Annotated in this window: 25 protein-coding genes; 14 read left to right on the forward strand and 11 right to left on the reverse strand. The window is 71.4% G+C overall.

Translation table 11 applies throughout. The features are described 5' to 3' along the window. On the forward strand, positions 1–1143 hold a 1143-nt coding region (locus TR49_RS02400; RefSeq protein ID WP_236653189.1), incomplete at its 5' end, for an N-acyl-D-amino-acid deacylase family protein. On the opposite strand, the gene TR49_RS02405 is transcribed toward TR49_RS02400, so the two are convergent. Further along, positions 1109–2563 (reverse strand): cellulase family glycosylhydrolase, encoded by a 1455-nt coding sequence (locus TR49_RS02405; RefSeq protein WP_052433927.1) that lies wholly within the window; start codon positions 2561–2563, stop codon positions 1109–1111. The two genes, TR49_RS02400 and TR49_RS02405, sit on opposite strands and share 35 nt — an antisense overlap. Before the next feature lie 126 nt (positions 2564–2689). Here TR49_RS02405 and TR49_RS43470 point away from each other — a divergent pair, with 126 nt between their 5' ends. The 3 genes from TR49_RS43470 to TR49_RS02420 all read left to right on the forward strand — a co-directional run bounded on the left by TR49_RS43470 (position 2690) and on the right by TR49_RS02420 (position 5015). Further along, positions 2690–3322, forward strand: a complete 633-nt coding sequence (locus TR49_RS43470) for a hypothetical protein (RefSeq protein WP_052433928.1) — start codon at positions 2690–2692, stop codon at positions 3320–3322. Positions 3323–3333: 11 nt separating this feature from the next. Continuing rightward, positions 3334–4548, forward strand: coding sequence for a pyridoxal phosphate-dependent aminotransferase (locus TR49_RS02415; protein WP_042376603.1), 1215 nt, complete (start codon positions 3334–3336; stop codon positions 4546–4548). Between the two features lie 65 nt (positions 4549–4613). After that, complete coding sequence (locus TR49_RS02420) at positions 4614–5015, forward strand: SCO4983 family protein (protein ID WP_042376605.1); 402 nt, start codon at positions 4614–4616, stop codon at positions 5013–5015. A 39-nt stretch (positions 5016–5054) separates the two neighbouring features. On the opposite strand, the gene TR49_RS02425 is transcribed toward TR49_RS02420, so the two are convergent. Then, entirely contained in the window at positions 5055–6890 is a 1836-nt protein-coding gene (locus TR49_RS02425; protein ID WP_042376606.1) for a phosphoenolpyruvate carboxykinase (GTP), read from the reverse strand. Between the two features lie 200 nt (positions 6891–7090). Here TR49_RS02425 and trhA point away from each other — a divergent pair, with 200 nt between their 5' ends. The 3 genes from trhA to TR49_RS02440 are packed head-to-tail and all read left to right on the forward strand — an operon-like array spanning position 7091 to position 9981. Next, positions 7091–7735 (forward strand): PAQR family membrane homeostasis protein TrhA, encoded by a 645-nt coding sequence (trhA, locus tag TR49_RS02430; protein ID WP_236653190.1) that lies wholly within the window; start codon positions 7091–7093, stop codon positions 7733–7735. A 60-nt stretch (positions 7736–7795) separates the two neighbouring features. Continuing rightward, the gene (locus TR49_RS02435; RefSeq protein ID WP_042376609.1) at positions 7796–9340 is read left to right on the forward strand and encodes an MFS transporter; all 1545 of its coding nucleotides are present in this window, start codon (positions 7796–7798) and stop codon (positions 9338–9340) included. Continuing rightward, positions 9337–9981, forward strand: a complete 645-nt coding sequence (locus tag TR49_RS02440) for an acyl-CoA-like ligand-binding transcription factor (protein ID WP_042376617.1) — start codon at positions 9337–9339, stop codon at positions 9979–9981. Before TR49_RS02435 ends, TR49_RS02440 begins: the two co-directional genes overlap by 4 nt. A gap of 11 nt (positions 9982–9992) precedes the next feature. Here the strand turns inward: TR49_RS02440 and TR49_RS02445 are convergent, their stop codons facing one another. After that, a complete protein-coding gene (locus tag TR49_RS02445; RefSeq protein ID WP_042376619.1) occupies positions 9993–12011 on the reverse strand; it encodes a thioredoxin domain-containing protein in 2019 nt (672 codons plus the stop codon). Positions 12012–12115: 104 nt separating this feature from the next. On the opposite strand from TR49_RS02445, the gene TR49_RS02450 reads away from it, so the two are divergent. Beyond that, positions 12116–12418, forward strand: a complete 303-nt coding sequence (locus TR49_RS02450) for a DUF3303 family protein (protein WP_042376621.1) — start codon at positions 12116–12118, stop codon at positions 12416–12418. Between the two features lie 118 nt (positions 12419–12536). On the opposite strand, the gene TR49_RS02455 is transcribed toward TR49_RS02450, so the two are convergent. After that, positions 12537–13547, reverse strand: coding sequence for an aldo/keto reductase (locus TR49_RS02455; RefSeq protein WP_042377045.1), 1011 nt, complete (start codon positions 13545–13547; stop codon positions 12537–12539). A gap of 84 nt (positions 13548–13631) precedes the next feature. On the opposite strand from TR49_RS02455, the gene gad reads away from it, so the two are divergent. Beyond that, positions 13632–15041, forward strand: coding sequence for a glutamate decarboxylase (gad, locus tag TR49_RS02460; RefSeq protein ID WP_042376622.1), 1410 nt, complete (start codon positions 13632–13634; stop codon positions 15039–15041). 47 nt (positions 15042–15088) lie between these two features. Here gad and nicT read toward each other — a convergent pair whose 3' ends face one another. The 3 genes from nicT to mca all read right to left on the reverse strand — a co-directional run bounded on the left by nicT (position 15089) and on the right by mca (position 17421). Beyond that, positions 15089–16207: a Nickel transporter NicT gene (gene nicT / locus TR49_RS02465; RefSeq protein WP_169789970.1), complete on the reverse strand. Its 1119-nt coding sequence runs from the start codon at positions 16205–16207 to the stop codon at positions 15089–15091. 98 nt (positions 16208–16305) lie between these two features. Continuing rightward, the gene (locus tag TR49_RS02470; protein ID WP_042376624.1) at positions 16306–16509 is read right to left on the reverse strand and encodes a hypothetical protein; all 204 of its coding nucleotides are present in this window, start codon (positions 16507–16509) and stop codon (positions 16306–16308) included. Between the two features lie 24 nt (positions 16510–16533). Beyond that, positions 16534–17421 (reverse strand): mycothiol conjugate amidase Mca, encoded by an 888-nt coding sequence (mca, locus tag TR49_RS02475; RefSeq protein ID WP_042376630.1) that lies wholly within the window; start codon positions 17419–17421, stop codon positions 16534–16536. 106 nt (positions 17422–17527) lie between these two features. Here mca and TR49_RS02480 point away from each other — a divergent pair, with 106 nt between their 5' ends. Both TR49_RS02480 and greA read left to right on the forward strand, forming a co-directional pair. Then, entirely contained in the window at positions 17528–17965 is a 438-nt protein-coding gene (locus tag TR49_RS02480; RefSeq protein ID WP_042376632.1) for a DUF4307 domain-containing protein, read from the forward strand. Positions 17966–18119: 154 nt separating this feature from the next. Beyond that, positions 18120–18617 (forward strand): transcription elongation factor GreA, encoded by a 498-nt coding sequence (greA, locus tag TR49_RS02485; RefSeq protein ID WP_042376638.1) that lies wholly within the window; start codon positions 18120–18122, stop codon positions 18615–18617. A gap of 126 nt (positions 18618–18743) precedes the next feature. On the opposite strand, the gene TR49_RS02490 is transcribed toward greA, so the two are convergent. The 3 genes from TR49_RS02490 to ilvA form a co-directional block, all read right to left on the reverse strand. Next, a complete protein-coding gene (locus TR49_RS02490; protein ID WP_042376639.1) occupies positions 18744–19544 on the reverse strand; it encodes an ABC transporter permease in 801 nt (266 codons plus the stop codon). Positions 19545–19575: 31 nt separating this feature from the next. Continuing rightward, positions 19576–20616 carry a daunorubicin resistance protein DrrA family ABC transporter ATP-binding protein gene (locus TR49_RS02495; protein WP_042376641.1) on the reverse strand — a complete coding sequence of 347 codons (1041 nt, stop codon included), beginning with the start codon at positions 20614–20616 and terminating at the stop codon, positions 19576–19578. 239 nt (positions 20617–20855) lie between these two features. Then, positions 20856–22073: a threonine ammonia-lyase gene (ilvA, locus tag TR49_RS02500; RefSeq protein ID WP_042376643.1), complete on the reverse strand. Its 1218-nt coding sequence runs from the start codon at positions 22071–22073 to the stop codon at positions 20856–20858. 70 nt (positions 22074–22143) lie between these two features. Between ilvA and TR49_RS02505 the strand changes: the two genes are divergently transcribed. Continuing rightward, positions 22144–22626 carry a MarR family winged helix-turn-helix transcriptional regulator gene (locus tag TR49_RS02505; RefSeq protein ID WP_042376645.1) on the forward strand — a complete coding sequence of 161 codons (483 nt, stop codon included), beginning with the start codon at positions 22144–22146 and terminating at the stop codon, positions 22624–22626. 71 nt (positions 22627–22697) lie between these two features. Here TR49_RS02505 and TR49_RS02510 read toward each other — a convergent pair whose 3' ends face one another. Further along, positions 22698–23855, reverse strand: coding sequence for a cystathionine gamma-synthase (locus TR49_RS02510; RefSeq protein ID WP_042376647.1), 1158 nt, complete (start codon positions 23853–23855; stop codon positions 22698–22700). A gap of 137 nt (positions 23856–23992) precedes the next feature. Here TR49_RS02510 and TR49_RS02515 point away from each other — a divergent pair, with 137 nt between their 5' ends. Together TR49_RS02515 and TR49_RS02520 are read left to right on the forward strand one after the other, a co-directional pair. Beyond that, positions 23993–24823 carry a nucleotidyltransferase domain-containing protein gene (locus tag TR49_RS02515; protein WP_042376649.1) on the forward strand — a complete coding sequence of 277 codons (831 nt, stop codon included), beginning with the start codon at positions 23993–23995 and terminating at the stop codon, positions 24821–24823. Between the two features lie 103 nt (positions 24824–24926). Further along, positions 24927–25973 carry a septum formation family protein gene (locus TR49_RS02520; protein WP_042376652.1) on the forward strand — a complete coding sequence of 349 codons (1047 nt, stop codon included), beginning with the start codon at positions 24927–24929 and terminating at the stop codon, positions 25971–25973. Positions 25974–25976: the final 3 nt, after the last annotated feature.

Here is a 25976-nt window from a genome sequence, read left to right on the forward strand (position 1 = left end):
GGGGGGGGGCCCCCCCCCGCCGCACCCGCCGAGCTGGAGCGGATGCGGCGGTTGCTCGCGCAGGGCCTCGACGAGGGCGCGCTCGGCATGTCCTCCGGGCTGACGTACACGCCCGGCATGTACGCCGACGCCGCCGAACTCACCGCGCTGTGCGAGGTGGTGGCATCCCGCGGCGGCTACTGGTGTCCGCACCACCGCTCGTACGGCGCGGGCGCGCTGGAGGCCTACGCAGAGGTCGTCGCCATCGCCCGCGACTCCGGCTGCGCGCTGCACCTGGCCCACGCGACGATGAACTTCGAGGTCAACCGCGGCCGCGCCGGTGAGCTGCTCGCCCTCGTCGACGCGGCGGTCGCCGACGGCGTGGACCTGACCCTGGACACCTACCCCTACCTGCCCGGCTCGACCACGCTCGCGGCGCTGCTCCCCGGCTGGGCGGCAGTGGGCGGACCGGCCGAGACGCTGCGCCGTCTGACCGATCCGGCCGCACGGGCACGCATCCGCGCCGACCTCGAGGTGCACGGCTCCGACGGCTGCCACGGCGTCGTCGCCGACTGGGACAGGGTGCAGGTCAGCGGCGTCCGTGAGCCCGCACTGCGGCCCGCGGTGGGCCTGACGGTCCGGCAGCTCGCCCAGCGGGACGGCGTCGAGCCGTTCGAGGCGTTCACGCGGCTGCTGCTCGACGACGGGCTCGGCACGACGATCCTGCAGCACGTCGGCCACGAGGAGAACGTCCGCGCCATCATGCGCCACCCGGTGCACTGCGGCGGCAGCGACGGCCTGCTGACCGGCGACCGCCCCCACCCGCGCGCCTACGGCACCTTCCCCCGCTATCTCGGCGCCTACGTACGGGAGCAGGGGGTGCTCTCGCTCCCCGAGGCCGTCCGGCACCTGTCGGCCACACCGGCCCGACGCCTGGGCCTCCCCGACCGCGGCCAGGTGCGCGAGGGGTGGGTCGCGGACCTGGTCCTCTTCGACCCGGGGACCGTCGCCGAACAGGCCACCTACGACGAGCCACGAAGGACCCCGCGCGGGATCCCGTACGTCTTCGTGAACGGCGTCGCGGTGATGGACGACGGACGACGGACCGACGCGCTGCCGGGCCGGGCGATCACCCGACGTTCTGCGACGCGGAGGCCGGCGTGAGCCGCAGCGTGTGAACCGTCCCCGGCATCGGATGGGTGACCGTCAGGGAGAGGACGTGACGGTTCTCGTCCCACGTGCTGGTGTACTCCGCGTCGAAGTCGATCTGCGGGCCCAGGGGGAAGTCCGACGGCGGGAGGTAAACGTCCGTAGGGCCGATGACCCCGGCCTCGTCACGGAACTGGAGGGTGAAGACGAGGGTGCCCTTGTCGTAGTCGAACTCCACCGGCACGCCGGCGATCGCGCGCGGGTACGCGGTCTGGAGGACACCGGCGATGTCCGCGCCTTTTCCGGGCTTCTGCCAGGGCGACCAGGGACCCGGCACGGTCGTGCAGCAGGCCGAGCCCGCCATCAGGCCGTCGAGCAGCTCCTGCACGTGGTCGACGTACAGGTGCGCGCCGGGCGCGGTGAAGTCCGCGCCCCAACCGCTCACCAGGATGGGAGCGTCCAGCCGCTTGGCCGTTCTGGTGACCTGGATGGCCCAGGAGTTGAGCAGGCGGTCGGCCCAGAAGGCGCTGCCGCCGGTGTAGTCGCCGTGCGGGTCGACCGGCGCCGGGTAGAGCTGGGGGGCGTAGCCGATCCGGGCCGTGCCGTGGCGCGGGTCCGGCAGGTACGGCAGGGCGCTGGGGAGGCCGTCGTCCGCGGACGCGGCCTCCGGCTCGACGAAGAGCCAGTGGTCCTGGTCGACGGAGCGGACGCGGGCGATGACGCGCTCGTAGAAGGCGGCCAGCGCGCCCGTCTCGAAGGCCGGTCCCTGGACGGACCCTCCCCAGGGACGGTCCATCAGGTCGTAGCCCACGACGGCGTCGGCGGGCGACAGCACGCCGCGGGTGTGCGGGAGGTGCGCCGCGAGGTAGCGCGCGATGTGGGCCCAGGCCGCGGCGTACCGGTCCTGGAGATCGGGGGCGTCGTCCCGGGTGCGCCAGAACTCGTCGGCCGCGTGGATCCTGGCGGCGTCCGCGACGGCCGGGGCGGCCGCGGTGCCGGGTGGCGGTCCGTAGGCGTCCTGGGTCATCGCGAGAACGACGTGGTCGCCCACGGCTGCGTACTGGTCGACGCGCCGGACGAGGGCGGCGAGGTAGGCGTCGTCGTAGTGGCCCGGGCTCGGCTCGACGCTGCTCCAGTGCAGCAGCACGCGCGCGAAGTCGTCCCCGAGCAGCCCGTATTCGCCGGAGGCCGACGCCGGCCCCGCACCCGACGGCGACACCGACAACGCCCCGGACCCCGACGCCGAGGCCGGGGCCGACGTCGGGGCGTCGTCCGCGTTCAGGCCGTAGAGGATCAGCGCCCGGCCCTCGACGTCCGTCAGGAAGCGCGGCGTGGTCGTACCGACCGCCGCGGGCGTGCCGAGGCGCAGCAGCAGTCCCGCCGCGCAGGCCAGGACCGCCAGTCCCCCGAGCCATCGACGCGCACGTCCGCGCACCCGCCACCCCCTGCAGCCATGGTGATCGTAGATCCACAAACTGGGAATGCGCAGGGAGTCGTCCTGATTCTGTATCAACCTCGACGCGCGGGGACCGGTGCGCGTGCGCACGGGTACAGTCCGGCCATGACCCCGTCCCTGGACCGCCCCCGTTCCGTGCTGCTCGCGGGCCTGACCGCGACGCTGCTGCTGGTGCTGGCGCTCGGCACGGGCACGGTGTGGTTCCGGCTGACGGACGCCTTCCCCTCGGCAGCGCACGACGCGGCGCTCGGGGTGCCGCCGTTCCTTCCGGGGCTGCGCCCGGATCCGCGCGGGGACAGCAGCTGGGCGTTCACCCTCTCGGAGGATTTCGCGGCGCTGCTGCTGGTCGGCGCCGTCGCCCTGCGGCTCCGCCGTCACGTGCTCCGGCATCCCTACGCCGGCGCGCTGCGGCGGTTGGGCGCGGGCTGGTCGGCGATGGTGCTGGGCGGGGCCGTCGCCGGGGTGTTCCGGGGGCTCGCGCTGGCGCGGATGACGGGCGCGGCGCCGCTCGGCTGGACGGTCCACCCGCTGGCCGGAGCCGTGGCGGGCGCAGTGTGGGGCGTGCTGCTGGGCTGGACGGTCGGCCTGGCCGTCGCACTCGTCGGCAACCGGCGCCTTCGACGGTTGCGGCAGCTGGGACACCCGGGCTCCACCGCCCTGCCATCGGCGCGTCTCCCGCGCGTCCCCGGCCTCTCACATGGTGAAAATCACCGCGCAGCGGGTATGGCGAGGCACTAGGCTGCATCGGTATGCAGGTGATCCAGTCCAGCAAGCTCGCCAACGTCTGCTACGACATCCGCGGCCCGATCCTCGACGAGGCCATGCGGCTTGAGGACGAGGGCCACCGCATCCTGAAGCTGAACACCGGGAACCCGGCGCCGTTCGGCTTCGAGGCGCCGCCGGAGATCCTGCAGGACATCGTCCGCAACCTCGCCGGGGCCCACGGCTACGGCGACTCCAAGGGCCTGCTCTCGGCCCGCCGCGCCGTGGTCATGCACTACGAGGAGCGCGGCCTGCACGGCCTGACCGTCGAGGACGTCTACATCGGCAACGGCGTCTCCGAGTTGATCCAGATGGCGATGCAGGCACTGCTGGACGACGGCGACGAGATCCTCGTCCCCTCCCCCGACTACCCGCTGTGGACGGCGTCGATCAGTCTGTCCGGCGGGACGGCGGTGCACTACCGGTGCGACGAGCAGGCCGACTGGTTCCCCGACCTCGCGGACATCGAGTCGAAGATCACCGACCGCACCCGCGGCATCGTGATCATCAACCCGAACAACCCGACCGGTGCGGTCTACCCGGTCGAGCTGCTGGAGGGCCTCGTCGGGATCGCCCGCCGGCACAACCTGATCGTCTACTCGGACGAGATCTACGACAAGATCCTCTACGACGACGCCGAGCACACCTCCACCGCGGTGCTCGCGCCGGACCTGCTCTGCCTGACCTTCAACGGCATGTCCAAGGCCTATCGGGTGGCCGGCTTCCGCAGCGGCTGGATGACGATCTCCGGCCCGAAGGAGGAGGCCCGCAGCTACATCGAGGGCCTGACCACGCTGGCCACCATGCGTCTGTGCGCCAACATGCCCTCACAGCACGCGATCGCCGCCGCACTCGGCGGGCGTCAGTCGATCAAGGACCTGATCCTGCCCGGCGGCCGACTGCGCGAACAGCGCGACATCGCCTGGAAGATGCTCAACGACATCCCCGGCGTCTCCTGCGTCAAGCCCAAGGGCGCGCTCTACGCCTTCCCGCGGCTGGACCCGAAGGTCTACAAGATCAAGGACGACGCCCAGATGGTGCTGGACCTGCTCAAGCAGCAGCACATCTACGTCGTCCAGGGCACCGGCTTCAACTGGCCCGACCCGGACCACTTCCGTCTGGTCACACTGCCGCGCGCGGAAGATCTGAGCGAGGCGGTCGAGAAGATCGGCGTCTTCCTGTCGACGTACGCGCAGCCCTAGGACCGGGTTGCCCGACAGTCAAAACGGAATCTTCTTTTAGACATAGTCTAAGTTATGCTGTTCGCATGTACGAGCAGCCCAAGACCCGTCCTGTCGTACGTCGGTCGCGGCAGTCCCAGACGCCGGGCACACCCGCGCCTGCTCACAGCGGGCTGCGCGGACAGCTGGCCGGCCATCTGACGGCGCTCCTCGACGTCACCCGCGAGCTGCACACGCGCACCGGCGACCGTGCGCTGGAGGATGCCGCGGCCGCGCTGACCGCGCGCATCGCCGAAATCGGCGCCTGCCTCCCGCAGCGCGCCGCCGTCGCCTACCCCGCCGAACTCCCCGCCCTGCACGCCCAGGCCTTCGACCTGGCCGGACGGGTGCTGGTGGTGGCCGCCGCCCAGCAGGACACCCGGACGGCGATACTCGCGTGCCGCCGTATGGACTTCCATACGGCGGCACGCGAGTCGGTGATCTCCTGAGGCTCAGCCCGGGCGTCCACGTCAGCCCGGGCTCCAGCCTCAGCCCAGACGCTGGGTCAGCTTCTCGTACTCTTCCCACAGGGCCTTCGGCGTGTGCTCGCCGAACAGCTCCAGGTGCTCGGGGATGAGCGCGGCCTCCTGCTTCCAGATGTCACGGTCGACGGAGAGCAGCAGGTCGAGGTCGGCCTGGTCGATGCTGAGGCCGTCGAGGTCCAGCGCGTCCTCGGTCGGCAGGATGCCGATCGGCGACTCGACGCCCGCGCCGGTGCCCTCCAGACGCTCGACGATCCACTTCAGCACGCGGCTGTTCTCGCCGAAGCCCGGCCAGACGAACTTGCCGTCGGCGTTCTTGCGGAACCAGTTCACGTAGTAGATCTTCGGCAGCTTGGCGGCGTCGGCGTTCTCGCCGACCTCCAGCCAGTGGGCGAAGTAGTCACCCATGTTGTAGCCGCAGAAGGGCAGCATCGCGAACGGGTCGCGGCGCAGCTTGCCGACCGTACCCTCGGCGGCGGCGGTCTGCTCCGAGGCGACGTTTGCGCCCAGGAAGACGCCGTGCTGCCAGTCGAAGGACTCGGTCACCAGCGGAACCGCGCTGGCGCGGCGGCCGCCGAAGAGGATGGCCGAGATCGGCACACCCGCCTGGTCCTCCCACTCCGGGGCGATGGTCGGGCACTGGGCGGCCGGGACGGTGAACCGGGCGTTGGGGTGCGCCGCCGGGGTCTCCGACTCGGGGGTCCAGTCGTTGCCCTTCCAGTCCGTGAGGTGCGCGGGCTTCTCCTCGGTCATGCCCTCCCACCACACGTCGCCGTCGTCGGTGAGCGCCACGTTGGTGAAGACCGTGTTGGCGTACATCGAGTCGATGGCGTTGGCGTTGGTGTCACGGCCGGTGCCGGGCGCGACGCCGAAGAAGCCGGCCTCCGGGTTGATCGCGTAGAGGCGGCCGTCCGCACCGAACCGCATCCAGGCGATGTCGTCGCCGATGGTCTCGACCTTCCAGCCCGGGATGGTGGGCTGGAGCATGGCCAGGTTGGTCTTGCCGCAGGCGCTGGGGAACGCGGCGGCGACGTACTTGGCCTCGCCGGACGGCGGGGTGAGCTTCAGGACGAGCATGTGCTCGGCCAGCCAGCCCTCGTCGCGGGCCATGGTCGAGGCGATGCGCAGCGCGTAGCACTTCTTGCCGAGCAGGGCGTTGCCGCCGTAGCCGGAACCGTAGGACCAGATCTCCTTGGTCTCCGGGAAGTGCGAGATGTACTTCGTCTCGTTGCACGGCCACGCCACGTCGGCCTCGCCCTCCGCGAGCGGGGCGCCGAGGGTGTGCACGGCCTTGACGAACTCGCCGTCCTCACCGAGGAAGTCGAGCACGGCCTGGCCCATGCGGGTCATGGTGCGCATCGACACTGCGACATAGGCGGAGTCGGTGATCTCGACGCCGTAGGCGGCCAGCGGTGAACCCACGGGACCCATGGAGAACGGCACCACGTACATGGTGCGGCCCTTCATGGAGCCCTTGAAGATGTCACCGAAGATGGCACGCATCTCGGCGGGGGCCTTCCAGTGGTTGGTCGGGCCCGCGTCCTTCTCCTCCTCGGAGCAGATGAACGTGCGGTCCTCGACGCGCGCAACGTCGCGCGGGTCGGAGGCGGCGTAGTAGGAGTTCGGCCGCTTCTCCTCGTTGAGCTTGCGGAAGGTGCCCTTCTCGACAAGCAGGTCGCACAGACGCTGGTACTCGGCTTCAGAGCCGTCGCACCATTCGATCCGGTCCGGCTGGGTGAGCTCTGCGATCTCCTGGACCCACGCCAGCAGCTTCTTGTGCCGGGTCGGGGCAGCGTTGACCTGGGCAGAGTTCTCGTTCGGCACGATCGCTCCGTTTCCCATCCGGTCGTCCTTGAACGGATGGTGAGGGGTTGAGGGTCTTCGCAGCGTATCTCCGATGTCCGAGAAGTGACACACCGCGCCCGTGTGAGAACGACAACATCGCAGGTCAGCGTCACTTTGACGAGAATTCGAGCAGACCTACCAGTAGGTAACCTACGGTGCCGTAGGTATGCTTCGGAAACATGACTCCAGGGGTGGAAATGAGTGAGCTGAATTTCCCGCTGAAGCCCGCCATGCGCGGCTGGTTGCATGCGGGAATGTTTCCGGCGACGGTGGCGGCCGGCATCGTGCTGATCTGCCTCGCCACGACACCCGCCGCCCAGGCGGCCTGCGCGATCTACGCCGCCAGCGCCTGGCTGCTGTTCGGCGTCAGCGCGCTGTACCACCGCTTCACCTGGGGGCCACGCGGCGAGGCGATCCTGCGGCGGCTCGACCACAGCAACATCTTCCTGATCATCGCGGGCACCTACACGCCGGTCACCATCCTGCTGCTGCACGGGGCACGGCAGCAGGTACTGCTCTGGCTGGTCTGGGCGGGGGCGCTGGCCGGGATCGCCTTCCGGGTCTTCTGGGTCGGCGCGCCGCGCTGGCTGTACACACCCTGCTACCTGGCGCTCGGCTGGGCGGCCGTCTTCTTCCTGCCCGACTTCTTCCACACCGGCGGCGTCGCGGTGACGGTGCTGATCATCATCGGCGGCGCGCTCTACAGCATCGGCGGCGTCATCTACGGCCTCAAGCGTCCGAATCCCTCGCCTCGCTGGTTCGGCTTCCACGAGGTCTTCCACGCGTGCACGCTCGCGGCCTTCACCGTGCAGTTCGTGGGGGTCTCGCTCGTCGCCATGTAATTGACAGTCGCTAGCTTTTGAGAGTTACTGTCAGAAGACAGTAACTCTTAGGGGGCTGCCATGACCACGAAAGCGTCCACCAGCACCGCCGTGCCGGCGGAATCCGCACCGCCCGACCGAAAGCGCTGGTGGGCGCTGGCCGCCGTCTGCCTGAGCGTGCTCGTGCTCGGATTCGACGGAACGATCCTCAACGTCGCCCTGCCCGACATGGCGGTGCAGCTGCACGCCACCACGGGACAGCTGCAGTGGATCGTCGACGCCTACCTCGTCGTCTTCGCCGCCGCGATGCTCCCGGCCGGGCTGCTCGGCGACCGCTTCGGGCGGCGCCGGCTGCTCATCGGCGGGCTGGCGCTCTTCGGCGTCGCCTCGCTGGTCGGCACGCTCGCGGACTCGCCGAACACGCTGATCGCCGTCCGCGCCGTGATGGGCCTCGGCGGCGCGCTCATCATGCCGCTCGGCATCGCGATCCTGCCGAGCCTGTTCGCCCCGGCCGAACGGCCCCGCGCCATCGCCGTGATGACGGCGGGCATGGCCGTCGGCATGCCGCTCGGCCCGATGCTGGGCGGGCTGCTGCTCAACCACTTCTGGTGGGGCTCCATCTTCCTGATCAACGTCCCGCTGATCGCCGTCGGCATCGCCGCCTGCCTGTGGCTGGTGCCCGAGTCGCGCGACCCGTCGGTGCCCCGGGTCGACCCGCTCAGCGCCGTCGTCGGCGTGCTCGGCCTCGGCGCGCTCACCTTCGGCATCATCCAGGGCCCGACCGACGGCTGGGGTTCCGCGCAGGTCGTCACCCCGCTGGTCGGATCCGTGCTGCTGCTCGGCTTCCTGGTCCGGCGCGAACGCACGCTGCCGCACCCGATGGTCGACTTCACGCTGCTCGCCGACCGCGTCTACCGCTGGAGCACGGCCGCCTCGGTCCTGGTCTCCTTCGTGCTGATGGGCGGCCTGTTCGTGCTGCCCCAGTACCTCCAGTCGGTCCTCGGCTACGACGCCCTCGGCACCGGCGTCCGGCTGATGCCGATGATGGCCGGCCTGCTGCTCGCGGCGCGCGTCGCGGAGCGCCTGGTCGCCAGGCTCTCGGTGCGCTGGGTCGTCGCCGCGGGCATGCTCGTCGTCGCCGCGTCGATGCTGCTCGGCGCCTCCACCACCACCGGCGACGGCTACGGCCGCACCGCACTGTGGCTCGGCCTGCTGGGCGTCGGCATGGGCTTCACCATGGTCCCGGCGATGGGCGCGGCGATGGCGGCGCTCCCTGACGACCGGGCCGGCGTCGGCTCCGGACTGCTGCAGACACTGCGCCAGTCCGCGAGCGCGGTCGGCGTGGCCCTGCTCGGCAGCCTGCTGGCCGGCGGCTACACCGCGCGGCTCGACACCGGCGGCCTTCCCGAGTCGCTGGCCCGCACAGCGAGCGGCTCGGTCTCGGCCGCCCAGGCCGTGGCCGAGAAGCTGCACGACACGGCGCTGGCCGCGTCCGCGCACGCCGCGTTCGTCCACGGCATGGACCTGGTGCTGCTCGCCTGCGGCATCGGCTCGGCCCTCTCGGCAGCGTTGATCGCCTGGCGGATGCCCGGCTCGGGGGGCGGTGCGGGAGAATCCCAGGCATGACCCCCGGCAATCCCCCCACCCGAACCGCCGCCGGCGCCGAGCTCGAAGAACGCCTCGCCGCCCCGCTGGGCCTGCGGGAACGCAAGAAGCTGAAGACCCGCCGCGCGATCCGCGCGGCGGCCTTCGGCCTGTTCAGCGAGCAGGGCTACGAAGCCACGACGGTCGACCAGATCGCGGCCGCGGCGGAGGTCTCGCCCAGCACGTTCTTCCGCTACTTCCCCACCAAGGAAGACCTGGTCATCAGCGACGACTACGACCCGTTGATGGAGGTCTCGTTCCGCTCGCGCCCGGCCGACGAGCCGCTGATCGAGTCCGTGCGGCAGGCGATGACCGATCCGCTGCGCCAGGTCCTCGCCGCCGAGCGCGAGGAGGTGCTGCTGCGCATGCAGCTGTACCGGGCGGTCCCGGCGATCCGCGCCCGCGCGCTGGCGGAGATGCAGCGCACCGGCGAGATGATGTGCCGGCTCCTCGCGGAACGGACCGGCCTGCCCGCGGACGGCCTGGAACTGCGCACCCTGGTCGCGGCGGTCCTCGCGGTGTCGAGCGAGGCGGTGCAGTACTGGGCCGAACGCGGGGGCCATGACGATCTGGAGTCCCTGCTGAACACGGCGTTCAGGTCGCTGGGCAGCCCCGGCCTGTAGCCGGCGGCCGGTCAGGCCTCCTTCGGCGTCGCGCTCAGCCCTTCCCGGAGCCACGCCGGGTCGGTGACGGGAGCGTCGCAGGTGAAGCGGCGGCAGACGTAGGCCGCCGACGCGCCGTCGACCACCGGCTGGTCCTCGCCGGCCGGGGTGACGACCAGGCCCGGGGCGGTGGCGGCGAGCGCGGCGATGCGCAGCGCGAGCGTCGCCGGGTCGTCGGGCGCGCCCGCGAGAGCGACCTTGCGGGGGCCGTCGAGGAGCGCCTGGGCGGTCGCCAGACCCCAGCCGACGAAGCGCGGCGCCTGTCCGGCCAGCGGCGTCACCACCGTCAAGGCGCGCTCCGCGGCGGTGCGGTGGCGCTCCGAGTCGGTCAGGGCGGCGTAGGAGAGCAAGGCGCCCGCTGCGGCGGTCCAACCGGACGGCGCCGCGTTGTCGGTCGGATCCTGCGGGCGACGGATCAGCGGTTCCGCGTCGGCCGCCGTGTCGTACAGCGCTCCTGACGTCTCGTCCGTGAACCGGGTCAACACCACCTCGAGCAACTCTCCGGCGGCGTCGAGCCACCGTGCGTCGCCGGTGACGCTGTGCAGGGTGAGCAGGCCCTCCGCCACGTCGCCGTAGTCCTCCAGGACACCGGCGTTGCGACCGGCCACACCGTCACGCGAGGTGCGCAGCAGGCGGCCGGACCCGTCACGGTGGACGTCGAGCAGCAGCGCGGCGGCGACCACGGCCGCGTCGAGGAAGTCGGGGCGGTCCAGCAGCACGCCCGCCTCGGCGAGCGCGGCGACGGCCAGGCCGTTCCAGGCGGCCACCACCTTGTCGTCGCGGGCGGGACGCGGTCGCAGCTCGCGGGCGGCCAGCAGGCGCTCGCGCAGCTGCTGATCCGAGGCGTCGGGCTCGTCCTCCCCCGGCCACCGCAGCACGGAGGCGCCCTCCTCGAAGGTGCCCTGCTCCGTGACGCCGTAGCGTTCGGCCGCGCGTCGGCCGTCCTCCTCGCCGAGCACGTCGACGAGCTGCCCGGGCGTCCAGACGTAGAATGCGCCCTCCCGGCTGTGGCCCTCCGCGTCGGCGCTGTCGGCGTCGAGTGCCGAGGCGAAACCGCCCTCGGCGGTGCGCAGTTCACGCAGCAGGAAGTCCCCGGCGCGCTCGGCGACGCGGCGCGCGAGCGGGCCGCCGGTGGCACGCCACAGGTGCAGGTAGACGCGGAGCAGCAGCGCGTTGTCGTAGAGCATCTTCTCGAAGTGCGGCACAACCCAGTGCGCGTCGACGGAGTAGCGGGCGAAGCCGCCGCCGAGCTGGTCGTGGATGCCGCCGCGGGCCATCGCCGCGCAGGTGCGCTCGACCAGGTCGAGCGCCGCGGGCGAGCCTGTCGCGGCGTGGTGGCGCAGCAGGAACTCCAGCACCATGGATGGCGGGAACTTGGGCGCGCCGCCGAACCCGCCGCTGCGCTCGTCGAACTCCCGGCCGAGTCCGGCCAGCGCCTGGCGCATCGACTCCGGCCCCGGCAGGTCGGCCGCGGCCAGCCCCGCGTACACACCGGCGCGGCCGCTCAGCTCGTGCACGATCCGGCGGGCCACGTCGGCGACCTCCTCGCGCCGCCCGTGCCAGGCCTCGGCGACGCCCTCCAGCACCTGCCGGAACGACGGCATGCCGTGCCGGGGCTCCGGCGGGAAGTAGGTCCCGAAGTAGAACGGCTCCCCGTCCGGCGTCAGCCACACCGTCATCGGCCACCCGCCCTGCCCGGTCGCCGCCTGCACCGCCTCCATGTAGACGGCGTCGACGTCGGGCCGCTCCTCGCGGTCCACCTTGACCGGCACGAAGTGGGCGTTCAGGTACTCCGCGAGGCCCGCGTCCTCGAAGCTCTCGTGGGCCATGACATGGCACCAGTGGCAGGCGGCGTAGCCGACGCTCAGCAGCACGGGCACGTCCCGCTCGCGCGCGGCCGCGAAGGCGTCGTCACCCCACTCCCACCAGTCGACCGGGTTGTCTGCGTGCTGCAGGAGATACGGCGAGGTCGCACCAGCCAAGCGGTTCACCTCGCCAGCCTCTCACATGGCTGAAGGTCTGAACGTGCAGCGACCCGGAGCCGGGCCCACGATGGAGGGGAGGTCACCACGCCGCACCGAGGAGGTGACGCCGCATGCGCACGATCATGACCGTCAGCATGGACACGGACAAGGCGAACGAGGTCATCCTCGCCAAGCGCCTACAGGAGTTCATGCAGTCCCGGCTGGCAGCGCTGAAGCCCGAAGCCGCCTACTTCTGGACCCTGAACGGGAAGCGGGGCGGTTTCGTCGTCTTCGACCTCAAGGAGCCGGCCCAGATCCCCTCCATCGCCGAGCCGTTCTTCCAGGAGCTCGGCGCCGAGGTCTCCTTCTCACCCGTCATGGTGCCGGAGGACATCGGCAAGGGCCTCGACCCCGACTACACGCCGCCCGCCTGACCCGGCCCCGACGACGGCCTCGGTCTCGGCCACGACCGCCACGACCACGCCGCCCTCATGCGGTGGAAGCCCAGGTCGACGCTTGGACCTGGGCTTCCAGGCAGCCGTCCGGCCCGGCCTACCAGGCGTACGCCTCCGGCGCGGGGCCCGGTCCGGGGAAGATCTCGTCGAGACCGGCCAGCAGTTCCTCAGAAAGCGTCAGCTCCAGCGCCCGCAGCGCGGACTCCAACTGCTCGTGCGTGCGTGGCCCGACGATCGGGCCGGTGACGCCGGGACGGGTCAGCAGCCAGGCCAGCGCCACCTCGCCCGGCTCCAGGCCGTGCTTGGCCGCCAGGTTCTCGTACGCCTCCACCCTCGCGCGGACCGCCGGATCGGCCAGCCCGGCCGCCGAACGGCCCGCCCTGGTGCGGGCGCCGCTGCCCTCGGCCTCCTTGCGCAGCGCCCCGCCGAGCAGGCCCTGGTGCAGGGGCGACCACGGGATGACGCCGAGCCCGTACTCCTGCGCGGCCGGGATGACCTCCAGCTCGGAGCGCCGCTCGAAGAGGTTGTACAGGCACTGCTCGCTGACCAGGCCCAGCCCGGGCCGATCACGCCGGGCCGTCTCGTTGGCCTGGGCGATCTTGTATCCGGGGAAGTTGGAGGAGCCCGCGTAGAGGATCTTGCCCTGCTGCACCAGCACGTCCACGGCCTGCCAGATCTCCTCGAAGGAGGTCAGCCGGTCGACGTGGTGGAACTGGTAGAGGTCGATGTGGTCGGTGCCGAGCCGCCGCAGGCTGGCCTCGACGGAGCGGCGGATGTTCACCGCCGAGAGCCGGTCGAAGTTGGGCCAGGAGGCGCCGACGATGGGCTCGCCGTCGATCATGTTGCCGTAGACCTTGGTGGCCAGCACGACCTTGTCGCGTCGCCCGCCGCCCTTGGCGAGCCAGGATCCGACGATCTCCTCGGTCAGGCCCTTGTGCTCGTTGAGCCCGTAGATGTTCGCGGTGTCGAAGAAGTTGACCCCGGCGTCGAGCGCGGCGTCCATCAGGCCGTGGGAGGCGGCCTCGTCCGTCTGCGGGCCGAAGTTCATCGTGCCGAGGACGAGGCGGCTGACCCTGACCCCGGTGCGTCCGAGCTGCGTGTACTCCATGCAGTCCATCCAACCTTCCTGGAGTGCACTCGAAGCAAGCGTTTCGCCGCGCCGTCCGCGCGGGCGGTGCATAGTCTGGTCGTCATGGCGCTGCATCAGGGACAGGACAAGCAAAAGCCGCTGAGCCTCCCGCGGGTGACCGGCGTGGAGGATCTCCTCAACGGGATGGAGGAGGCGGTACCGAAGAACCGCCTCCCGCACACCCCCCTTCCGGCCGCGATCGCCCGCCAGCTGATCCGCGACGAGCTGCTGCTCGACGGCAACGCACGGCTCAACCTCGCCACCTTCGTGACCACCTGGATGGATCCGCAGGTCACCGAGCTGATCGGCGAGTGCCTCGACAAGAACATGATCGACAAGGACGAGTACCCGCAGACGGCCGAGTTCGAGCGCCGCTGTGTGAACATCCTTGCCGACCTGTGGCACGCACCGGACGCCACCAAGGCCGTCGGCTGCTCCACCACCGGCTCCAGCGAGGCCTGCATGCTCGCCGGGATGGCGCTCAAGCGGCGCTGGATGCAGCGCAACCGCGAGAAGTACGACAGCGGCGCCGCCCGCCCCAACCTGGTGATGGGCGCGAACGTCCAGGTGTGCTGGGAGAAGTTCTGCAACTTCTGGGAGGTCGAGTGCCGGCTCGCCCCCATGGAGGGCGAGCGGTACCACCTCGACGCGCCGTCCGCGCTGGCCCTGGTCGACGAGAACACCATCGGGGTCGTCGGGGTCCTCGGGTCCACCTTCGACGGCAGCTTCGAGCCGATCAAGGAGATCTGCGACGCGCTGGACGACCTGCAGCGACGGACCGGGCTGGACGTCCCCGTCCACGTCGACGGCGCGTCCGGGGGCATGATCGCGCCCTTCCTGGACCCGGATCTGCTCTGGGACTTCCGCCTGCCGCGCGTCGCCTCGATCAACACCTCCGGCCACAAGTACGGCCTGGTCTACCCGGGCGTCGGCTGGGCGCTGTGGCGGGACGCGGAGGCCCTGCCCGAGGAGCTGGTCTTCCGGGTCAACTACCTGGGCGGCAACATGCCGACGTTCGCGCTCAACTTCTCGCGCCCCGGCGCCCAGGTGATCGCCCAGTACTACAACTTCCTCCGCCTGGGCCGGGCCGGTTTCACGGCGGTCCAGCAGGCGTCACGCGACGTCGCCGTCCGCCTCGCCCAGGGCATCGAGGGGCTCGGCGTCTTCCGACTGCTGACGCGCGGCGACGAGCTGCCCGTGTTCGCCTTCACCACGACGGACGACGTGACGTCGTTCGACGTCTTCGACGTCTCCCGCAGGCTCCGCGAACGCGGCTGGCTGGTGCCGGCGTACACCTTCCCGGAGAACCGCACGGACCTGGCGGTCATCCGCATCGTCATCCGCAACGGGTTCACCCTCGACCTGGCGGACCTCCTGCTCAACGACCTGGCCCGGTTGCTGCCCGAGCTCCAGGCCCAGCCGAACCCGGGCACCGAGCACGGCGTGACGCCCAGGGAGGGCTTCCACCACTGAGGCCGTTGGCGGGGCCGAGGAGTGGCGGGCCACCTTCGCGGCGCGCGTCACTCCTCGGCGGCGACGGCCACCGTCGCCGCCTGACCGCCGGGGGCCAGGGCCCACTTCTCCTCGACCCGGCCGAAGCGCCAGAACGCCAGCGCCACCACCCAGGTGACGACGAAGAGCCCGACGATCACGAAGCCGACGTTGTTCAGGTCCAGTCCGGCGATCCAGCCGATCACGCCGCCGCTGATGTTCAGCTTCTCCGCCAGCAGACCGGTCAGCTCGATGCCGCCGATGATCACCGCCACGGCGACCGACAGGCCAGTGATCGTGATGTTGTAGTAGACCTTGCGGACCGGCTGCGAGAAGGCCCACTCGTAGGCGAAGTTCATGAACGAGCCGTCGATGGTGTCCAGCAGCGACATGCCGGCCGCGAAGAGCACGGGCAGGGTCAGGATCGCGTACCAGGGCAGCGAGAAGGCCGAGGCTCCGCCCGCGAGCACCAGCAGCGAGACCTCGGTCGCGGTGTCGAAGCCGAGACCGAACAGCAGGCCGACCGGGTACATGTGCCACGGCTTGGAGACGGCCTTGGTCACGCGGCCCAGGATGCGGTTCATCAGCCCGCGCTTGTTCAGGTGCTCCTCGAGCTCCGCCTCGGAGTACTCGCCTCCCCGCATCTTCCGGAAGACCTTGACGATGCCGACCAGCACCACCGCGTTGATCGCGGCGATCAGCATCAGGAAGGTGCCGGAGACGGTCGTGCCGATCGTTCCGGCGAGGGTCTGCAGTGTCGAGGAGCCGTTGGAGACCTGGCCGGCCAGGGCCTTCACGCCGAAGGAGAGCAGCAGGCAGAGGCCGAAGACGACGGAGGAGTGGCCGAGGGAGAACCAGAAGCCGACCGAGAGCGGCCGCTTGTCCTCGCCCATCAGCTTGCGGGTGGTGTTGTCGATCGCCGCGATGTGGTCGGCGTCGAAGGCGTGCCGCATGCCCAGGGTGTACGCGGTCAGGCCGATGCCGAGGCCGAAGGCCTGGGTGCCGACCTGGTAGTGGTGCGGGGCGACGATCAGCGCGAGAACGCCCCAGCCGACGACGTGCAGGGCGACGACGAACGCCGCCATGCCCCCCAGCCGGGCCCATTCACGCCGGGTCAGCGCGCCCTTGATCCGCGTGATCGTCCCCATGCCGCACACCCCTCCGTGGTTCGTCCTGCTCAACCACGGTAGGGGCTGCCAATATTCAGTTGCAAGTCATTCGCAATAGCGAGGTGTTCGCGTCAGCGTCAGCTGTTCTTGGGCTCCGCGGCGGACGCGGGCTCGCCCGGCACGGGCTCCTCCACGAAGTCGACCTTGCCCAGCGAACGGTTCATGGCCTTCAAGATCCACCAAGTGCCCGCGCCCAGCGCGGCGAAGACCAGAAAGCCGAGGATGCCCGGGGTGACCTTGTTCTCGTCCAGGGCGAGCAGGGCGGTGGCGGCGGGGTGCATGGCAGTGTTCACCGTTCCATCGTCTCAGGAGGCGTTGGAGATCTTGGCAGCGATCCCCTCGAAGAGGTCCGCCTCCGGAATGGACGAGTCGACCAGGGAGCGGGCGAGCTCGTAGTCCTCCGTCGGCCACACCTCGCGCTGGATCTCCATCGGCACCCGGAACCACGGGCCGTCCGGGTCGATCTGGGTGGCGTGGGCGATCAGCGCCTTGTCGCGGATCTCGAAGAAGTCGCCGCAGGGCACGCGCGTGGTGATCTCACGCGGCTTGCGGTCCGACTCCTCCCAGCGGGCGATCCACTCCTTGTACGGGGACTCCAGGCCGCGCGCGTTCATCGCCGCGTCCAGAGCCTTGATCCGCTCCAGGGAGATGCCCTGGTTGTAGTACACCTTCAGCGGCTGCCACGGCTCGCCCGCCTCCGGGTAGGCGTCCGGGTCCCCCGCCTTGTCGAAGGCCAGCATCGTGATCTTGTGGGTCATGATGTGGTCCGGGTGCGGGTAGCCGCCGTTCTCGTCGTACGTGGTGATCACGTGCGGACGGAACTCGCGGATCAGCCTGACCAGCGCGCCGGCCGCCTCCTCCACCGGCTGGAGCGCGAAACACCCCTCCGGCAGCGGCGGCAGCGGGTCGCCCTCCGGCAGGCCGGAGTCGACGAAGCCGAGCCAGGCTTGCTTGACGCCGAGGATCTCGCGCGCGGCGTCCATCTCCTTGGCCCGGACCTCGTGGATGTTCTCCTCGATCCACGGGTCCCCCTGGAGCTTCGGGTTCAGCACCGAACCACGCTCGCCCCCCGTGCATGTGGCCACGAGCACGTCCACGCCACGCGAGACGTACATCGCCATGGTGGCCGCGCCCTTGCTGGACTCGTCGTCCGGGTGCGCGTGCACCGCCATCAAACGCAACTGCTCAGTCACTGCCCCTGTGCCCTTCGTCTTCGGTACAGACTCCTATAGTGACGGACGGGGGTATGCCGTTGATTCCGCGATCATGCGCGGAACCCCCGAAGGAGGCCAAAGTCCGATGGCGGATACGACCCCGGACGTACGCCCGGCCGAGAGCGCGGCCGAGCAGCTCGCCGCGCAGCCGCCCGTCGGCCGCTACGGCCGCCGCGACGAGAAGAAGGCGCGGGTGCGCGGCAAGCGCGTCTACTACGTCACCGTCGGGCTCGCGCTCGCCCTGGTCGCGGCGATCGGCTACAAGTACGTCTCCGGCAACCCCGTCAACGGCGAGGTGCAGACCTTCCAGGTGATCTCCGACCACGAGGTGAGGATCACGCTGGAGGTGAGCAAGCCCGGCGACCAGGCCGCCTCCTGCACCGTCCGCTCGCGCGACGCGAACGGCGACGAGGTGGGGCGCGTCAGCGTCGCCATCCCCAAGGGCACGAGCGACACGCAGACGACCGTGCTGCTCAGGACCACGTCCCGCGGCACCACGGGAGAGCTCGTCGGCTGCTCCTGACCGGGGGCCCGGGGCCCCCTCCACGAGGGGTCGCGACCCGGGTGACGCTCTTCACGGCTCCTGACTCCCGGCGCGGGAATTGTTAGGGTTGTGGTTTCGCCCGTTCCGACCGAGCGGGCGATGCTTTGTATCCCAGTACCTACGAGGAGCACCAGTGACCCAGACCAGCGACAACGTCACCTGGCTCACCCAGGAGGCGTACAACCAGCTCCGCGCCGAGCTGGAGCACCTGTCGGGTCCCGGACGCACCGAGATCGCGCAGAAGATCGAGCAGGCCCGCGAGGAAGGCGATCTCAAGGAGAACGCCGGCTACCACGCCGCGCGCGAGGAGCAGGGCAAGATGGAGCTGCGTATCCGCCAGCTCACCCAGCTCCTGGAGCGCGCCCAGGTCGGCGAGGCCCCCGCGGACAACGGCGTGGCCGGCCCGGGCATGACCATCACGGTCGCGTTCGACGGTGACCCGGACGACACCATGACCTTCCTGCTCGGCTCGCGCGAGGCGGCCTCGGGCGACATCGAGGTCTACTCCCCGCAGTCGCCGCTGGGCCGCGCGATCGTCGGCCAGAAGGTCGGCACGGACGTGACCTACGAGCTGCCGAACGGCCGCAAGGCGAACGTCAGGATCACCGAGGCCAAGCCCTTCACCGGCTGAGGCCCCACCCGCTGCCGGTACCGCTCCGCCACGGCCTGCGCCGAGGCGGGGCGGTTCGTGCGTCCGGGCCCGCCTTCCACGGGCCGGGGCGTGGTCAGCCGCCCCGCGTGGTCAGCCGTCGCGTGGTCAGCCGTCCGAGCGGCGGTACTTGCTCACCGCCAGGGCGCGGAACACCACGATGATCAGCACGGACCAGGCGATCGACACCGGGATGGCGTGCTTCATCGGCCACGCCGTCTGCACCATGCCCGGCGGCACGTTGCCGAAGAGCTGCCGTACCGCCTGCACCGTGGCGCTGAACGGGTTCCAGTAGGCGACCGGCTGCAGCCAGCCCGGCATGGTGGCGACCGGGACGAAGGCGTTGGAGATGAAGGTCAGCGGGAACAGCCACACCAGGCCCGCCGAGGTCGCCGCCTCCGGGCTGCGCACCGACAGGCCGATCAGCGCGCCGATCCAGGAGAAGGCGTAGCCCAGCAGGAGCAGCAGCAGGAAGCCGCAGAACACCTTCCAGAGGTCGTTGTGGGTGCGCCAGCCGATCAGCAGCGAGACGACCGTCAGCACGACCAGGATCAGGGCCGTCTGGACGGAGTCCGCCAGGGTGCGACCGGTCAGGACGGCGCCGCGGGCCATGGGCAGCGAGCGGAAGCGGTCGACGAGGCCCTTGGTCATGTCCTCCGAGATGCCCGCCGAGGCCCCCGCCACCGCGAAGGTGACCGTCTGCGCGAAGATGCCCGCGATCAGGTACTGCTTGTAGGCGTCCGGGTCGGAGGTGGCCCCCGGGACGGTGATCGCGCCGCCCATGACGTAGGTGAACAGCAGTACGAACATGACCGGCTGGATGAGCCCGAAGACCAGGACCTCGGGAATCCGGGTCATGCGGCGCACATTGCGTTTGGCGACGACGACGGAGTCGTTCACGGCGCTCATCGACGACGCCCCTCGCTCGCACCCGGGCCGCTCATACCCGGGCCTTCTTCCTGCCGGCCCTACGCCCGGCGGCGCTCTCCCCGTCCGGGCTCTCCGCGTCGCCGTCCTCGTCGTCCTCGTCGGTCTCCGACTCGGTCACGTGGCCGGTCAGCGAGAGGAAGACGTCGTCGAGGGTCGGCCGGCGCAGACCGATGTCGTGGATGAGGACCTCCCGCGCGTCAAGCTCCCGGATCACGTCCGCGAGCACGCGCGCCCCGCCGGTCACCGGCACCGTGATCTTCCGGGTGTGCGGCTCGACGGTGGGCTCGCCGATCGCGTACGGGGTCAGCGCCTCCACGGCGAGCGGCAGGGCCGCGGAGTCGGTCACCACGACCTCGACACGCTCGCCGCCGATCTGCGCCTTCAGCTGGTCCGCCGTGCCGCGCGCGATGACGCGGCCGCGGTCGACGACGGCGATGTCGTGGGCGAGCCGGTCGGCCTCCTCCAGGTACTGCGTGGTCAGCAGCAGCGTCGTGCCCGCGGCGACCAGCTGCTCGATGACCACCCACAGGGCCATCCGGTTGCGCGGGTCGAGGCCGGTGGTCGGCTCGTCGAGGAACATCACCGGCGGCCGTACGACCAGCGCCGCCGCCAGGTCGAGACGGCGTCGCATGCCGCCCGAGTACGTCTTGGCGATCCGCCCGGCGGCGTCGGCGAGCCCGAACTGCTCCAGTAGCTCGTCGGCCCGCGCCTTCGCCGCGCGTGCGGACATCTGGTACAGCTCGCCGACCATCTGCAGGTTCTCCCGCCCGGTCAGGTACTCGTCGACGGCCGCGTACTGGCCGGACAGCCCGATCAGGCTGCGCACCTTGTCGGGGTGCTTCAACACGTCGACGCCGGCGACGCTGGCCCGCCCCGCGTCCGGCCGCAGCAGCGTGGTGAGCACGCGCACGGTCGTGGTCTTCCCGGCGCCGTTGGGGCCCAGCAGACCGAGCACGGTGCCCTCGGGCACGTCCAGATCCACTCCGTCGAGCGCGCGAACGTCCCCGAAGGTGCGCACCAGCCCCTCGGCGGAGATGGCTGCCTCGCTCATCGACTGCGTCTCCCTCCGGCGTTGATCCGTACGGTCTCCCCAGCCTCGCGTAAGAAGGCGGAGCCCGCATGTTCACTTCGGGGGGCCACGACGGCCCGGGGGCGTGCGGTCCGGAGGCGTCGGAGCCAGGGCGCGTTGTGGGAACTCCCGCCGGGCCGGGTGGCTCCCCCGGCCTTCGGCCGGGAGGTTCCCCCGCGCCGGACGACCCCGGCTGATCCGGCGCGAGTTCCCAACGGCCTCTATGCCGGGGAGAGGACCCGGTAGCCGGAGTCGCGGAGTTCCGCGGCGACCGCGGCGCAGTGCTCGGTGCCCTTGGTCTCCAGGTGGAGGTCGACCTCGACCTCGCCGATGCCGAGCTTCGGGTCGGTGCGGACGTGGGCCACGTCGACGACGTTCGCGTCCGTGCGCGACAGCGCGCCCAGCAGGTCCGCCAGCGCGCCAGGGCGGTCGTCGATGCGCAGCCGCATCGACAGGTAGCGGCCCGCCGCCGCCATGCCGTGGCGCAGGACGCGCTGCATCAGCAGCGGGTCGATGTTGCCGCCGGAGAGGACCGCGACGACCGGGCCCTCGATCTCCGCGCCGTGCTCCAGCAGCGCCGCGACGGTGCTCGCGCCCGCCGGCTCGACGACGAGCTTCGCTCGTTCGAGGCAGACGAGCAGGGCACGCGCCAGCGCGTCCTCGCTGACCGTCAGGACGCCGTCGGCGAGCTGGTTGATGATCTGGAACGGCACCTCGCCGGGTCTGCGCACCTGGATGCCGTCGGCCATCGTCGCGCACTTCTCCAGCGTCACCGGGCGTCCGGCCCGCAGCGAGGGCGGGTACGCGGCCGCCTCCTGTGCCTGGACGCCGATCACGCGCACGTCGGGGCGCACCGGCTTGACCGCGGCGGCGACCCCCGCGAGCAGACCGCCGCCGCCCGTGCCGACCAGGATGGTCCGCACCTCCGGGCACTGCTCCAGGATCTCCAGGCCGACCGTGCCCTGACCGGCGACGACGTCGGGGTGGTCGAAGGGGTGGATGAAGACCGCGCCGGTCGTGTCCGCGTACTCCAGGGCCGCGGCCAGCGTCGCGTCGAAGTGGTCGCCGACCAGGCGCACGTCCGCGCCGTAGTCGCGGGTGGCGGCCACCTTGGGGAGCGGCGCGGCGACGGGCATGTAGACCGTCGACCGGACGCCGAGGGTGTGCGCGGCGAGCGCCACGCCCTGCGCGTGGTTGCCCGCGCTGGCGGCGACGACACCGGCCGCGCGCTCGACGGGCGACAGTCCGGCGATGCGCACGTATGCGCCGCGCAGCTTGAACGAGCCGGTGCGCTGCAGGTTCTCGCACTTGAGCTGAACCGGGGCGCCGATCAGCGAGGAGAGGTAGCGGCTGCTCTCCATGGGGGTGATCCGGGCCAGACCGGAGAGCATCTTGTGAGCCCCCCGGACGTCGTCGAGGGTGATCGGCCAGGCGTTCATGGGTTCAGCCTAGGGCCCTGACACGGATACGCTCGGAGGGCTCAGCCGAACGACAGAACGCGACGGTTCCATGCCCGATTCCGCGCCCGATGACAGCGCCCCCGAGTCCGCCCCCGCCGAGCTGTACGACCAGCTCCAGTACCAGGTCGCGATCTTCGCGCGCCGGGTCGAGCAGGCACGGATCGGCGCGCTCGGCGAGCAGCGCAACTCGATGGACCGCGCCGCGTTCCTGCTGCTGAACCGGCTCGACCGGACGGGCCCGGTGGGCGTCAAGGCGCTCGCACAGGCGATGGGGATCGACTCGTCCACGGTCACCCGTCAGGTCGCCCCGCTGGTCGACTGCGGCCTGGTGGACCGGGTGCCCAACCCCGACGACGGCCGGGCCGTGCTGCTGGGGCTGTCGGAGCAGGGGCGGCAGCGACTGGAGGAGGTCCGCAGCTCGCGGCAGGAACTGATGCGGATGCTGCTGGCCGACTGGCCGGCCGAGGACCGGGAGGCCTTCGTCGAGCTGCTGACGCGCTTCAACCAGTCCATCAAGGCGCACCGGCCCTGAGCTTCCGCCCGGAGCCGGCGCCCCTCCTCGTTGTTCTGGAATTCCGAATTCCGAAGCCTTCTGGGGCCTCGTCAGCCCAGCGCGCGCTGGAGGTCCGCCAGCAGGTCGTCGACGGACTCGATGCCGACGGACAGGCGCACCAGGTCGCTCGGCACCTCCAGCGGGGAGCCCGCCGCCGAGGCGTGGGTCATCCGGCCCGGGTGCTCGATCAGCGACTCGACGCCGCCGAGCGACTCGCCGAGGGTGAACAGCTCGGCCCGGTTGCAGACCTGGATCGCCGCCTCCTCGCCGTCACGGTGGCGGAAGGAGACCATGCCGCCGAAGGCGCGCATCTGCTTGGCCGCGATCTCGTGGCCCGGGTGCTCCGGCAGGCCCGGGTAGTAGACCTGGGCGACCTTCGGGTGCCCCGTCAGGAACTCCGCGATCCGCGTGGCGTTGGCGCTGTGACGGTCCATCCGGACGCCGAGGGTCTTGATGCCGCGCATGACCAGCCAGGAGTCGAACGGACCGGCCACGGCGCCCATCGCGTTCTGGTGGTAGGCCAGCTCCTCGCCCAGCGTGGCGTCGTCGGTCACCAGGGCGCCGCCGACCACGTCGGAGTGGCCGCCCATGTACTTGGTGGTCGAGTAGACGACCACGTCCGCGCCGAGCGCCAGCGGCTGCTGGAGGTAGGGGCTGGCGAAGGTGTTGTCGATGACCAGCAGGGCGCCCGTGTCGTGCGAGATGTGCGCGAGGGCGGAGATGTCGGCGATCCCCATCAGCGGGTTGCTGGGCGTCTCGACCCAGATCACCTTGGTGTTCGGCCGGACGGCGGCGCGCACGCTCTCCGGGTCGTGGGTGTTGGCGACGGACCACTCGACCCCCCAGCGCGTCAGCACCTTGGAGAAGAGGCGGAAGGTGCCGCCGTAGGCGTCGTTGGGGATGACGATGTGGTCCCCGGGCTTGGTGACGGTCCGCAGCAGAGTGTCCTCGGCGGCGAGGCCTGAGGCGAAGGCGAGGCCCCTGCGTCCACCGTCCAGCGCCGCGAGGTTCTCCTCCAGCGCGGTGCGGGTCGGGTTGGCGGAGCGGCTGTACTCGTAGCCGCCGCGCAGGCCGCCGACGCCGTCCTGCTTGAAGGTGGAGACCTGGTAGATGGGGGTGACCACGGCCCCGGTCTGCGGGTCCGCCTCCTGCCCGGCATGGATGGCCAGGGTCTCGAAAGCGTAGTGATGCTGCTCGTGCTCGCTCATGAAGCCTGAGCGTAGTCCGCGCCTTGAGTGACCGCCCGTTTCCCCGGGTTTATGGCGGCTTTTGGACCCCCGGGTAACTCCCGTGCGGGGGCAACTCCCGTGCGGCGGCGGGGTCCGTTCGGGCACACTCGGCGTTCATGACGGGGAACGGCGCGCGCGGACTGGCAGCGGACGGCACCATCGCCCGCGAGGGGTCACCGGACCGGGTGGCGCCGGAGTTCGCGCCCGTGGTCGAGGCGACCCGGTCGCGGATCGTCGCCGCCTTCGGCGACCCGAGCGCGGGCTCCTCACGGCTGCACAGCGCCTACCTGTACGGCAGTGTCCCGCGCGGAACCGCCGTCCCGGGACGCTCCGACCTCGACCTGCTGCTCGCCCTCCGGGGCTCGTCCGGACCGGGGGACCGCGCGACGGCCGACGCGCTCGGGCGCGCCCTCGACGCGGACTTCCCGCAGATCGACGGCGTGGGCGTGCTGGTCTTCGACACGGCCACCCTGCTCAGCGAGCTGGAACGGTACGACCTGGGCTTCTTCGTCGCCTGCCTGTGCACCCCGCTGCTCGGGGAGGACCTCGCCGCGCGGCTGCCCCGCTACCGCCCCACCTCGCTGCTCGCCCGCGAGACCAACGGCGACCTGGCCCGGCTGCTCCCCCTCTGGCGCGATCGCCGTGCCGCCGCGACGACCGACGCCGAACTGCTGCGTCTCAGCCGCCACGTCGGCCGGCATCTCACGCGCACCGGATTCACCCTCGTGATGCCGCGCTGGGGCGGCTGGACCAGCGACCTCACCGAGGCGGCCGACCTCTTCGGCCGCTACTACCCGTCCCGCGCCGACCAGATGCGCCTGGCGGCCCGCACGGGCCGCACCCCGACCACGGCGGCCCCGACCCTCTCCCTGCTCGTCGACGAGCTGGGCCCCTGGCTCGCCGCCGAGTACGCCCGCGTCCACGGCGTGAAGACCCCGCGCCCCTGAACCGGCCACCGACCCCGGACGGCCCAGCGCTCGGCTTCGAACGAAAAGGATCATCACAGAGAGCCGTTCGAAGCGCCGCACCCGATCGGCTACTCTCGCGCGGGTGACCCAGACCCCGCCGCCCTCCGACCAGGCGCCGCAGGCGTTCCCGCATCCCGCCGCCGCGCCCCTGCCCGCTCCGGCGGCGAAGCTGAGCGCGGCGGCGGTGTGCGCGCTCGTCGCCTCGGCCGTCGCGCTCGTGCCGGTGGGCGTCGTGCTGGGCATCGTCGCGTTGTTCCGCACCCGGCGCCTGGGTCAGCGGGGCCGACGGCTGGCCGTCGTCGCGCTCTCGCTGTGCGCCGCGTGGACCGCGATGGGGATGGTGGCGATCATCGCGACGGCGACCGTGATCGGCGCGAGCCAGGGCCCCCTCGACACCTTCGGCGCGGGGACCTGCTTCACCTACCAGGACGGCGTCGACACCGCGCAGGGCGTGGACGTCGTCTCCTGCTCGGACCCGCACGACGGGCAGATCGTCGCCGAGCACGGCCTCGGCGCCGGCTACCCCGGCCTGAGCGCCGCGTCGCGGGAGTCGGTGCTGGGCTGCGTGGCCGACACCGCCCGCGCGCTCCCCGACGCCGGGCGCTTCGGCCCGTCGACCCGGCTGAGGATCTACTACCCCACGAAGGACAGCTGGGACGGCGGCGTGCACTCCGCCACCTGTGTGCTGGTGGACGCCGACCACACCACGCTGACCGGCGACGCGCTCGCCGCCTCGGGACTGACGCCCTTGCAGCGGCAGGTGCTGCGACTGACCAACGAGTCAGTGCTGCTCCGGGTCAAGCTGCACGACGTGGCGCGCGGCAGCTGGCAGGTCGCCGCCGCGCTGGAGCAGCGGCTGGGCACGGCCGACCGCGCCGAGAGCGCGGCGCTCACCGCGCTGGCGGCGAATCCGCCGCAGGGCGCGACGCCCGCCCTCCCGCCGCTCCTGCGCGCCCTCGCCTCCGCGGACACGACGGAGGCCTCGCAGGCGGAGACGGCCTCCGCCGCGATCACGAGCGCCGACGCCTGGCAGTCCCGGATCAGCGGCGGCCACGCGACGTACGCCCCGGCCGCAGCGGACTACCAGGAGCTCCGCGCGCCCCTGGGCCTGCCGCAGCCGGGCATGTAGCCC

The organism is Streptacidiphilus melanogenes (genome assembly GCF_000787835.1).
Lineage (GTDB): Bacteria > Actinomycetota > Actinomycetes > Streptomycetales > Streptomycetaceae > Streptacidiphilus > Streptacidiphilus melanogenes.

Excerpts from the sequence above, each read along its gene's own strand:
- TR49_RS43470 (WP_052433928.1), top strand. The coding sequence starts at position 2,690 with ATGACCCCGTCCCTGGACCGCCCCCGTTCCGTGCTGCTCGCGGGCCTG.
- TR49_RS02415 (WP_042376603.1), top strand. The coding sequence starts at position 3,334 with ATGCAGGTGATCCAGTCCAGCAAGCTCGCCAACGTCTGCTACGACATC.
- TR49_RS02420 (WP_042376605.1), top strand. The coding sequence starts at position 4,614 with ATGTACGAGCAGCCCAAGACCCGTCCTGTCGTACGTCGGTCGCGGCAG.
- TR49_RS02425 (WP_042376606.1), bottom strand. The coding sequence starts at position 6,890 with ATGGGAAACGGAGCGATCGTGCCGAACGAGAACTCTGCCCAGGTCAAC.
- trhA (WP_236653190.1), top strand. The coding sequence starts at position 7,091 with ATGAGTGAGCTGAATTTCCCGCTGAAGCCCGCCATGCGCGGCTGGTTG.
- TR49_RS02435 (WP_042376609.1), top strand. The coding sequence starts at position 7,796 with ATGACCACGAAAGCGTCCACCAGCACCGCCGTGCCGGCGGAATCCGCA.
- TR49_RS02440 (WP_042376617.1), top strand. The coding sequence starts at position 9,337 with ATGACCCCCGGCAATCCCCCCACCCGAACCGCCGCCGGCGCCGAGCTC.
- TR49_RS02450 (WP_042376621.1), top strand. The coding sequence starts at position 12,116 with ATGCGCACGATCATGACCGTCAGCATGGACACGGACAAGGCGAACGAG.
- TR49_RS02455 (WP_042377045.1), bottom strand. The coding sequence starts at position 13,547 with ATGGAGTACACGCAGCTCGGACGCACCGGGGTCAGGGTCAGCCGCCTC.
- gad (WP_042376622.1), top strand. The coding sequence starts at position 13,632 with ATGGCGCTGCATCAGGGACAGGACAAGCAAAAGCCGCTGAGCCTCCCG.
- nicT (WP_169789970.1), bottom strand. The coding sequence starts at position 16,207 with ATGGGGACGATCACGCGGATCAAGGGCGCGCTGACCCGGCGTGAATGG.
- TR49_RS02470 (WP_042376624.1), bottom strand. The coding sequence starts at position 16,509 with ATGCACCCCGCCGCCACCGCCCTGCTCGCCCTGGACGAGAACAAGGTC.
- TR49_RS02480 (WP_042376632.1), top strand. The coding sequence starts at position 17,528 with ATGGCGGATACGACCCCGGACGTACGCCCGGCCGAGAGCGCGGCCGAG.
- TR49_RS02490 (WP_042376639.1), bottom strand. The coding sequence starts at position 19,544 with ATGAGCGCCGTGAACGACTCCGTCGTCGTCGCCAAACGCAATGTGCGC.
- TR49_RS02495 (WP_042376641.1), bottom strand. The coding sequence starts at position 20,616 with ATGAGCGAGGCAGCCATCTCCGCCGAGGGGCTGGTGCGCACCTTCGGG.
- ilvA (WP_042376643.1), bottom strand. The coding sequence starts at position 22,073 with ATGAACGCCTGGCCGATCACCCTCGACGACGTCCGGGGGGCTCACAAG.
- TR49_RS02505 (WP_042376645.1), top strand. The coding sequence starts at position 22,144 with ATGCCCGATTCCGCGCCCGATGACAGCGCCCCCGAGTCCGCCCCCGCC.
- TR49_RS02510 (WP_042376647.1), bottom strand. The coding sequence starts at position 23,855 with ATGAGCGAGCACGAGCAGCATCACTACGCTTTCGAGACCCTGGCCATC.
- TR49_RS02515 (WP_042376649.1), top strand. The coding sequence starts at position 23,993 with ATGACGGGGAACGGCGCGCGCGGACTGGCAGCGGACGGCACCATCGCC.